We start from the raw sequence: 8239 nt of genomic DNA on the forward strand, positions 1-8239 counted from the left end.
CGGTGCAGCACGTCCGCGTAGCGCGGGGAGACATCGCAGGAGTTGACGCCGAGCTGGCGCCGCTGCTCCGCCGAGAGCGAGCGGAAGCCGCCGCGGCCCACCTGCTCCACGATGGCCGTGGCGATGTTCAGCCCGATCAGCGGGATGCGCTCCTGGCGCGCGTAGAGCAGGATGTCCCGGTACTGCTCGAAGAGCGGGGGGTCCCAGTTGCCGTCGTAGAGCCCGCGCAGCGCCTTCATGTCGAGGGTGCCGGCGACCCAGCGATCGAGCTGCGGCTGCGCGTCCCTGCGGAACATCTCCATGCCCACGGCGAGAGGCACGCCGGTCTCCTGCAGCGCCTGCATGATCGTGCGCTGGGCGACGTGGTCCTCGGCCCGGTCGTGGCGCTCCCCGAAGAAGATCACCCGCGCGCCCCTGAGGCTCGCGATCAGCTGCGCGGTCGACAGCGTGCTGGCGTCGCGCAGCCGGAAGATGAGCTTGGCGTGCGCTGCGGGCGGCGCCCACGCCGCGAGGAAGGCGAGGAGGGCGGCCAGGACCGCGGACCGGCGTGTCATGGCTCGTTCGCGGGATGCCCCCCCGCCGTTCGTCCGTCAGCGGGCGGGCCGGCGGCCGGGCGCGTGAAACGCTCGATCAGCTCGCGGTGCGCCGGATGCCGCGCGAGCAGCTCCGCACGCGCCAGCAGCTCGAAGTCCGCGAACTCGAACCCGGGCGCGACGAAGCACGCCGCGAGCGCCCACCCCCCGCGGGGCCGCGCCGCCTGCAGGCACCCGGGCGGCACGACGGCCAGCGGCTCGCCGCCGCCGGACGCAGGGCCGATGGTGCGGATGTCGGGCGCGTCCGCGACGATCGCCAGCTCCAGCGGCGCGCCGTCGAGGTGCACCCAGACCTCCTCGGAGCGCACGCGGTGGAAGGTCGAGAACTCCCCCTCCTCGAGCAGGAAGTGGATGATCGTCAGCGCGCAGCGCGCCCCCGGGTAGCCCGGCGGCGTCCCGACCGTCGCCCGCGAGCGGTGGACCTCGCGGTACCACCCGCCCTCGGGGTGCGGCACGAGGCGCAGGCGGCGGATGACGTCCGCCGCCGAACCGGGCGAAGCGCCGCCATCAACTGGCTGATTTGGCGCTGACATCGTTTCCTCCCGCGGCGGCTGCGGCCGCCACACATATCATAGCCCCGACGGCGCCGGGCGGCCACGGTCCGATCGGCGTCGCCGGCACTGGCCCGCGGCCGCGCTTGCACTTTGGTACGGCCTGTCGTTGAATGATCGCCGGTGCGGCGGGAGCGGTGGCCGCGGGCGGATCACGGCAACGGGCCGGGGACGGAGGACCGATGGAAACCAAGTACGTGGAGACCAACGACGACATCCCCGTCACGGAGCACGGCGTCGAGTTTCACCACTCGGCGGTCTCCCGGGACTCCGGGCTGTTCCTCGAGGGCAGGGCGATCGCGTTCATTCCCGGACACGACTGGGTCGAGGGCAGGCCAGCGTCCGTCGAGGTCATCATCCGACCGGCGTCCTCGCCCCTGCTGGCCGACCGCGAGCGGGAGCCCGAGAAGATCATCGCCGACGTCAAGGGCGCCGTGGAGCTCTTCCTGGAGAACGTCTCGCGGCGCGGTCAGGGGCAGATCACCAGGAGCGTGCGCACCTGGTATCGGTGATCTGCCCCGTCGACTTGCACATGGTGAGGAGCCTCACTCTGTGCTACCTTATCGGTACTGAAAACGATACCGAAAGGAGCGACCGGTGAAGACCCTCCCTGCACAGGAACTGAAGCGACGTGGGGTGGCCGCCGTGGAGGATCTCCTCCCCGAGGGCCCCGTGGAAATCATTAAGCGCAACCGGCCCGCCTGCATCGTCGTCTCGATCCGGCTGTATCGAGAATTGACGGCGAAGCGGCGCGCCGGCGCGCGGCATACGGTCTCGGACCTCTTCGCGCTCCCGGCGCGAGGTCGGCGCAGCCGCAAGGAACTGGACGCGGAAATCCAACGCGAGCGCGCCGGCTGGGGCGATCGGTGAGGCTCTTCCTCGACGCATGCGTCATCATCTATCAAGTCGAGGCGGCCGAACCATTCTATTCACGGCTTGCGCGGGCGGTGACCTCGGTGCGCCAGGCGCATGGCAGACTTTCCTGGGCCGTTTCCCGGCTGAGCCTCATGGAGTGCCTCGTCAGGCCTTTGCGCGAGCATGACACGGCAACACTCGCTCGCTATGAGGAATTCTTCGCCGCCCGGGACCTCGAGATCGTTGAATTGACTCCACGGGTGGTAGATACCGCGACCCGCCTCCGAGCTTCGTACGGCACGCGAACCCCCGATGCCATCCAGGCGGCGTGCGCACTGTCGCTCCGGGGCAGCACGGTCTTCATGACCGGCGACGCCTCGTTCAAGAAGATCGAGGGACTCGAAGTCCTGGTCGTGTGACCCGAAACAATTTCGAATCTGGCCCCTTCCGACCAAGATGGGCGCTTGGCGTAAGTGCCTGAAATCATTGGTGCCGGAGGCGGGGGTCGAACCCGCAAGGGCGCAAGGCCCGGGGGATTTTGAGTCCCCTGCGTCTGCCAGTTCCGCCACTCCGGCGCGTGGTGTCACCAGACACGGTAGCAGAGTCGGAGCAGCACAGACAACGCCGGCCCGCGGTTTACATTCGTCGATCGGTCTGCGGACGGTTCCCGCGCGTGCCACTTTCTTGACTTTGCCGCGGCGCACCGCAAGAATCCGCTGGACGGGACAGGAGGCGGAGAAACAGCTCATGGCACCGGCAAGGCGTTTCCTCCGCCGGCGAACTAGCATCGCGCTCCTCGCCGTACTCGCAATGTCGCCCGCTGTCGCCAGCAGCCAGGCACCGGCGGCCGCGCCATCCCCCGGGGACCTCAAGGCGTATGGTGATGTCGTCACGAAGGCCGCGGTCTCGACGCGCGGGCTCTTCACCGTCCATCGCGTCGGCAACCGGGTGCTCTACGAGATCCCGCCGGACAAGCTCGGGCGGGCCATGCTCTGGTACACGGAGGTGTCGAAGGCCCCCGAGGGTGTCGGCAACGGCGGGCTCGCCATCGGCAGCCGGTGCGTCCGCTGGGAGCGCACTGGCAACCGGGTCTATCTGCGGCTTCTCTCCTTCGGGAAGCGCGCGGACGTGCTCGGCGAGGGTCTCTCTCCCATCCAGCGCGCCGTCCAGGAGGCCTCGATGCCCGCCGTCGTCATGGGGTTCGACGTCGAGGCGGAGGGCGAAGGCCGCGCGCCCGTCATCGACGTGACGCGGCTCCTCACCGCCAACGTCGACGAGTTCTCCGCCGAGCGCGTCTTCACGCAGTCGGGGATCTCGGTGCGGGGGCCGGACGGCCGGGCCAACGTGGACCCGTCCCGCTCCTACGTCGAGGGGATCAAGGTGTTCCCCGACAACATCGAATCCCGCTCCGTGATCACCTTCCGCATCGCGCCCCCCGGGATTCCCGAGCCCGTCGTCCAGCTCCCGCCGGCATCGTCCGCCGGCAACCTCTGGACCGGCTCCCTGCTGGTCCACTACAGCATGACGCTGCTGCCGGAAAAGCCCATGCGGCCACGCCTGGCCGATCCCCGCGTCGGGTACTTCGTGGAGTCCTACGAGGACTACTCGAAGGGCGAGAACCGCGTCGTCCTGCGGCACTACATCAACCGTTTCCGCCTCGAGAAGAAGGACCCCGCCGCCGCGGTCTCCGAGCCGGTGAGGCCGATCCTCTTCTACATCGGGAGGCAGGTGCCGCAGAAGTGGCGGCCCTACATCCGCCAGGGGGTCGAGGATTGGAAGCCCGCCTTCGAAGCCGCTGGATTCCGCGACGCCATCCGCGTGCAGGACGCGCCCGGCGAGCAGGACGACCCGGGCTGGGACCCGGAGGACACGCGCTACTCGGTCATCAGGTGGGCCGCCGCGCCGCTGGCGAACGCCCTGGGGCCCAGCGTCCACGACCCGCGCAGCGGCGAGGTCCTCTCAGCCACCGTCTTCATCTACCAGGACATCCTCAAGGTCGCCCAGCAGTGGTACTTCACGATGTGCGCGGCCCTGGACCCGCGCGCGCGCACCCTGCCGTTCCCCGACGAGCTCAAGGGGGAGCTGCTGCGCTACATCGTGGCCCACGAGGTCGGCCACACGATCGGGCTGCGCCACAACCACAAAGCGAGCTCGGCGTTCACGGTGCAGCAGCTTCGGGATCCCGCGTTCACGGCGAAGTACGGGACCGTCGCCTCGATCACCTCCTACGGCCGGTTCAACTACGTCGCCCAGCCGGAGGACGGCGTGACGCACCTGATGCCGAAGCTCGGCCCCTACGACTACTTTGCGGTGGATTGGGGGTACCGGACGTTCCCGGAGGCGGCCTCCCCCGAAGACGAGCGGCAGGCCCTGGACGCGATGGCGGCCCAGCAGATCGAGAACCCCTGGCTCCGGTTCGGGGGCGAGGACGGCCCGGCAAAGGTGGACCCCACGGTGAAGGTGCAGAGCATCGGCGCCGACCCGATCGAGTCGACGCGGCTCGGCCTGCTGAACTTCGACCGCGTCATGGACCTGATCCTGCCCGCGACGACCCGCCTCGGGGAGGACTTCACGGAGCTGAAGGAAGCCTACTCCGGCCTCCTCGACTCGCGGCACGCCTGGCTTCTCACGGTGGCGGACATGGTGGGCGGGGTGGTGGAGACCCGGTCTCTGGGCGGGCGGGGCGGCGACCAGTTCGCCCGGCTCCCCAGGGAGCAGCAGCGGGAGGCCCTGCGCTTCCTGCTGGAGTTCGGCTTCAAGACCTCGCCCTCGCTGCGCCGGCCGGAGGTGCTGAACAAGTTCCGCTACCTGGGGATCGCGGACCCGCTGCAGCGACGGCAGCGCCTGCTGCTGGAGGCGCTGCTGAGCGGCACGCGGTACAAGCTGCTCGAGGATGCCGAGGCCCTCGACCCGGCCAACGGGTACACGCTCGCCCAGTTCTTCGCTGACCTCCAGGGGGGGCTCTTCGAGGAGCTCGACGCGGAGAGCCCCGTCGTCGACGTCGGCCGGCGGGAACTCCAGCGCCAGTACCTCGACCACGTGAAGGCGCAGCTGGCCGCGCCCCCGGGGCCGCCGGCGAGGGGCCCGGCCGCCGATCCGGACGAGGCCTCCGTGGCGGGCGTGTCGCTCTCGGACACGGACTTCAGGGCCGTCGCGAGGAACTCGCTCGAAGCGCTGTCCCGGAAGCTGGGATCGGCGGCCTCGCGGACGAGGGACGAGATGACGGGCATGCACCTGCGCGACTGCGCCCGGGAGATCGAGCTCACCCTGGAGGCCAGGAGGTAGGGGTTCGCGGGCGCGCACCGCCCCTCCCGGACACGGGCAAAGCACTTGACAACGAAGGGGTTCACGTCTACTTTCGTGCGGTGCGGCGGACGGTTTCCGCGCGCGCGAGCAATGCCGTGGGGCTGTAGCTCAGCTGGGAGAGCGCATGAATGGCATTCATGAGGTCAGGGGTTCGATCCCCCTCAGCTCCACCAATCACCTGCCCGACGTCAGGGAGGCCTGAGACAGCCATGCGGTCATCCATCCGTGCCCTTTTCGCGGCGATCGCGCTCCTTTCCGCCCTCTCGATCGCCGGGTGCCAGAACCCCCTCGATCCCGTCGACAAGAGCGACAAGATCCAGGGACTGACCTGGGTCGAGATCAACAGCGCCAGCCTGGAGCAGTGGGACTCGGACCCCGGGCTCGACGGCATGGTCGTCAGCATCTCGTACAAGAACGAGTTCGGCGACGAGCTGTCGTTCCACGACAAGCCGCACGAGGTCATCATCGAGTTCTGGACCCAGAAGGACATCGGCACCGGCGGCATCAGCCACCTCACGCGGGACAAGCTCTTCTTCTCGAAGAGTATCAACTTCGAGAACTCGGACGACGACATCCGCATCCCGTACGAGGCGTATCTCGGCGCGGCCCAGGGCGTCTTCGACTTCAGCGATCCGGCCGCCGACTTCAGCGGCATGCTGGTCGTGCGCGTCTTCCCGCCTCTGGAAAGCCCCCGTCCCGAGCTGATCGTCGCCGAATCGGACGTGGTCTTCTTCGAGCGGCCCGTCGGCGACGACCTGACCCAGTAGGGCCGCCGCCTGCCGGCGGTCCCCTAGCCGCCGGCGGCGAAAGCCCCGATCTCCTCCAACAGCTCCCGCGGCTCCTCCAGCCGCACGATCCGCCGCCGGAACTCGTGCGCCCCCGCCCGGCCGCGCGCGTACCAGATCAGATGCTTGCGCATCCTCTGCACGCCGCGGCGGGCGCCATGCTCCTCGATCGCGAGGAGCAGGTGGCGCGCCATCGTCTCGGCCAGTTCCTTGCCTGTGCGCCGCGGGACCTCCCGCCCAGCGAGCAGGGCCGCCGCCTCCCGGAAGATCCACGGGTTCCCGCAGGCGCCGCGGCCGATCATGACGGCCACGCACCCGCTGTCCCCGAGCGCCCGCACGGCCTGGTCGGCGGTCACGAGGTCGCCGTTGCCGGTCACGGGCAGGGCGCCGTCCGCCGCTACGGCTCGCACCGCCGACCAGTCGGCGGCGCCGGTGAAGCCCTGCCGGCCGGTGCGACCGTGCACCGTGACGGCGGCGGCGCCGCACTCCCGGGCGACGCGCGCGATCTCGACGGCGTTGCGCTCGTCGTCGTCCCAGCCGGCGCGGATCTTCGCGAGCACCGGCTTGGTCGCCACCGCGCAGACGGCCTCGAGGATCGCGCGCACCCGCGCCGGCTCGCGCATCAGCGCCACGCCGCACCCCGAGCGCACCACCTTGCGCGCCGGGCAACCGAAGTTGATGTCGATGAAGGGCACTGCCAGCTCGTTGACCTTCAGCGTCGCGGCGCGGAAGTCGTCGGGGCGCCCCCCGAAGAGCTGCACGCCGACGCGCGGCGCCTCCGCGGGCGCCGGGAGAAAGCGCGCGGTCTTGCGGTCGCCACGCGCGAGGCCGGCCGCCGAGATCATCTCGGTGAAAGCGAGGCCCGCGCCGAGTTCGAGGGCGACCGTGCGAAAGGCGCGGTCGGTGACACCGGCCATCGGCGCGAGGAAGAAGGGGCTGGGCAGCGCGACGCCGCAGAACGTGTAGGCCATGGGAGGCAGACAATAGCCGAAATCGACCCGGCACGCCAGCCACCACGGCAACGACAGTTGCCGTGATGCGAGCGCGATTTTTCGTCCTGGCAAGAAGCGCGACGAAGTGGATGCCGAGGCGGCCTTGTGGCCGCCGCAGGCAGACACGAGGAGCGCGACGCCGCCAGGGCGGAAAAGCGCCTCGCAGCACGGCAACTGGGCGCTGGAGTCGGCCTGTAAGCCGAGTTCTGTCCCCCGGCTCATCGCCGGGGTGGCGGTCATTTCTCTAGGACGCCGGTTGCCCGGCGCCTCAAGCGACCGTACCCGCTCCGCCCTGCCTTGCGGCAATCCGGGCGGGCAACCCTCTTCCCCCGGGAGGGGAGAAGGCGGAGCCTATTTGGTCTTGCTCCGGGTGGGGTTTTCCAGGCTCCCCGGTCGCCCGGGGAACCGGTGAGCTCTTACCTCGCCATTTCACCCTTACCCGCGGACCTCGCCCCGCACGAGGCGGGGAGGCCGGGGCGGTATATTTTCTGTTGCACTTTCCTTCCCGTCGCCGGGACTCCGCGTTACGGAGCACCCTGCCCTGAGGAGCTCGGACTTTCCTCCCGCGGCGGCTCATCACCGCCGCCGGCGACCGCCCGGCCGGCTCCAGCGCCCGCCGGGAATGTAGCCGTGTGCATCCAGGAACGCAACAGGAATCGGGAACGGAGAGAGACCGTCGAGAAGGGGTCAGATGCAAGGCGCGCGACGATCCGGCGACTGAGGCGGGCTGGTGCCCGCCGCAGGGAGGCGGGAGGAGTGCAACGCCGCAGATGGCCCCTTATCGGCGGTCTATCCCCTCGTTGGCGAGCGCGTCGGCTTCCGCGTTCTGCTCGCGCCGCACGTGGCGCACGTCCACCCGGCCGATCTCGCGCATCAGGCGGATGGCCTCCTGCAGATAGCGTTGGAGGTGCGGCGCGCTCGTGCGGTAGCGACCGTTGACCTGGTTCACGAGCAGTTCGGAGTCCGAGAAGACCTTCAGGTGGCGCACCCCGGCGTCGCGGGCGCGCGTGAGCGCGATGAGCAGGGCCTGGTACTCGGCCGTGTTGTTCGTCGCCCGCCCGAGATAGCGGGCGACGCGGTCGAGCGTCTCGCCGGCCTCGTCCCGCAGCAACACGCCGGCCCCGGCGTCGCCGGGGTTCCCCCGCGCGGCGCCGTCG

Annotated in this window: 9 protein-coding genes, 2 tRNA genes and 1 other RNA gene; 6 read left to right on the forward strand and 6 right to left on the reverse strand. The window is 70.0% G+C overall.

The annotated features are described in order from the left end of the window. Together VI078_01360 and VI078_01365 are read right to left on the reverse strand one after the other, a co-directional pair. The coding region (locus VI078_01360) for a ChaN family lipoprotein (protein HEY5997938.1) at positions 1 to 554 on the reverse strand (554 nt) is incomplete at its 3' end. Next, a complete protein-coding gene (locus tag VI078_01365; GenBank protein HEY5997939.1) occupies positions 551 to 1126 on the reverse strand; it encodes a cupin domain-containing protein in 576 nt (191 codons plus the stop codon). The genes VI078_01365 and VI078_01360, both read right to left, overlap by 4 nt. 200 nt (positions 1127 to 1326) lie before the next feature. On the opposite strand from VI078_01365, the gene VI078_01370 reads away from it, so the two are divergent. The 3 genes from VI078_01370 (at position 1327) to VI078_01380 (ending at position 2418) form a co-directional block, all read left to right on the forward strand. Then, complete coding sequence (locus VI078_01370; protein HEY5997940.1) at positions 1327 to 1656, forward strand: hypothetical protein; 330 nt, start codon at positions 1327 to 1329, stop codon at positions 1654 to 1656. Positions 1657 to 1780: 124 nt separating this feature from the next. Next, on the forward strand, positions 1781 to 2014 hold the full coding sequence (locus VI078_01375; protein HEY5997941.1) for a type II toxin-antitoxin system Phd/YefM family antitoxin: 234 nt from the start codon (positions 1781 to 1783) through the stop codon (positions 2012 to 2014). Then, entirely contained in the window at positions 2011 to 2418 is a 408-nt protein-coding gene (locus VI078_01380; protein ID HEY5997942.1) for a PIN domain-containing protein, read from the forward strand. Before VI078_01375 ends, VI078_01380 begins: the two co-directional genes overlap by 4 nt. 68 nt (positions 2419 to 2486) lie before the next feature. On the opposite strand, the gene VI078_01385 is transcribed toward VI078_01380, so the two are convergent. Beyond that, a tRNA-Leu gene (locus VI078_01385) sits at positions 2487 to 2574 on the reverse strand. Between the two features lie 172 nt (positions 2575 to 2746). Here VI078_01385 and VI078_01390 point away from each other — a divergent pair. From VI078_01390 to VI078_01400, 3 genes are all read left to right on the forward strand, one after another. Further along, entirely contained in the window at positions 2747 to 5284 is a 2538-nt protein-coding gene (locus VI078_01390) for a zinc-dependent metalloprotease (GenBank protein ID HEY5997943.1), read from the forward strand. 118 nt (positions 5285 to 5402) lie between these two features. Beyond that, a tRNA-Ala gene (locus VI078_01395) sits at positions 5403 to 5478 on the forward strand. A 36-nt stretch (positions 5479 to 5514) separates the two neighbouring features. Then, positions 5515 to 6072 carry a hypothetical protein gene (locus VI078_01400; GenBank protein ID HEY5997944.1) on the forward strand — a complete coding sequence of 186 codons (558 nt, stop codon included), beginning with the start codon at positions 5515 to 5517 and terminating at the stop codon, positions 6070 to 6072. Positions 6073 to 6095: 23 nt separating this feature from the next. Here VI078_01400 and dusB read toward each other — a convergent pair whose 3' ends face one another. From dusB to VI078_01415, 3 genes are all read right to left on the reverse strand, one after another. Continuing rightward, entirely contained in the window at positions 6096 to 7061 is a 966-nt protein-coding gene (dusB, locus tag VI078_01405; protein HEY5997945.1) for a tRNA dihydrouridine synthase DusB, read from the reverse strand. Positions 7062 to 7261: 200 nt separating this feature from the next. After that, positions 7262 to 7690: RNase P RNA component class A (rnpB, locus tag VI078_01410), an RNA gene on the reverse strand. Positions 7691 to 7860: 170 nt separating this feature from the next. Then, the coding region (locus VI078_01415; protein HEY5997946.1) for a ribonuclease HI family protein at positions 7861 to 8239 on the reverse strand (379 nt) is incomplete at its 5' end.

The organism is bacterium (assembly GCA_036524115.1).
Lineage (GTDB): Bacteria > JAUVQV01 > JAUVQV01 > JAUVQV01 > DATDCY01 > DATDCY01.

Bases quoted from the DNA above. Each gene is read 5' to 3' on its own strand.
- VI078_01365 (HEY5997939.1), bottom strand. From the start codon at position 1,126: ATGTCAGCGCCAAATCAGCCAGTTGATGGCGGCGCTTCGCCCGGTTCG.
- VI078_01370 (HEY5997940.1), top strand. From the start codon at position 1,327: ATGGAAACCAAGTACGTGGAGACCAACGACGACATCCCCGTCACGGAG.
- VI078_01390 (HEY5997943.1), top strand. From the start codon at position 2,747: ATGGCACCGGCAAGGCGTTTCCTCCGCCGGCGAACTAGCATCGCGCTC.
- VI078_01400 (HEY5997944.1), top strand. From the start codon at position 5,515: ATGCGGTCATCCATCCGTGCCCTTTTCGCGGCGATCGCGCTCCTTTCC.
- dusB (HEY5997945.1), bottom strand. From the start codon at position 7,061: ATGGCCTACACGTTCTGCGGCGTCGCGCTGCCCAGCCCCTTCTTCCTC.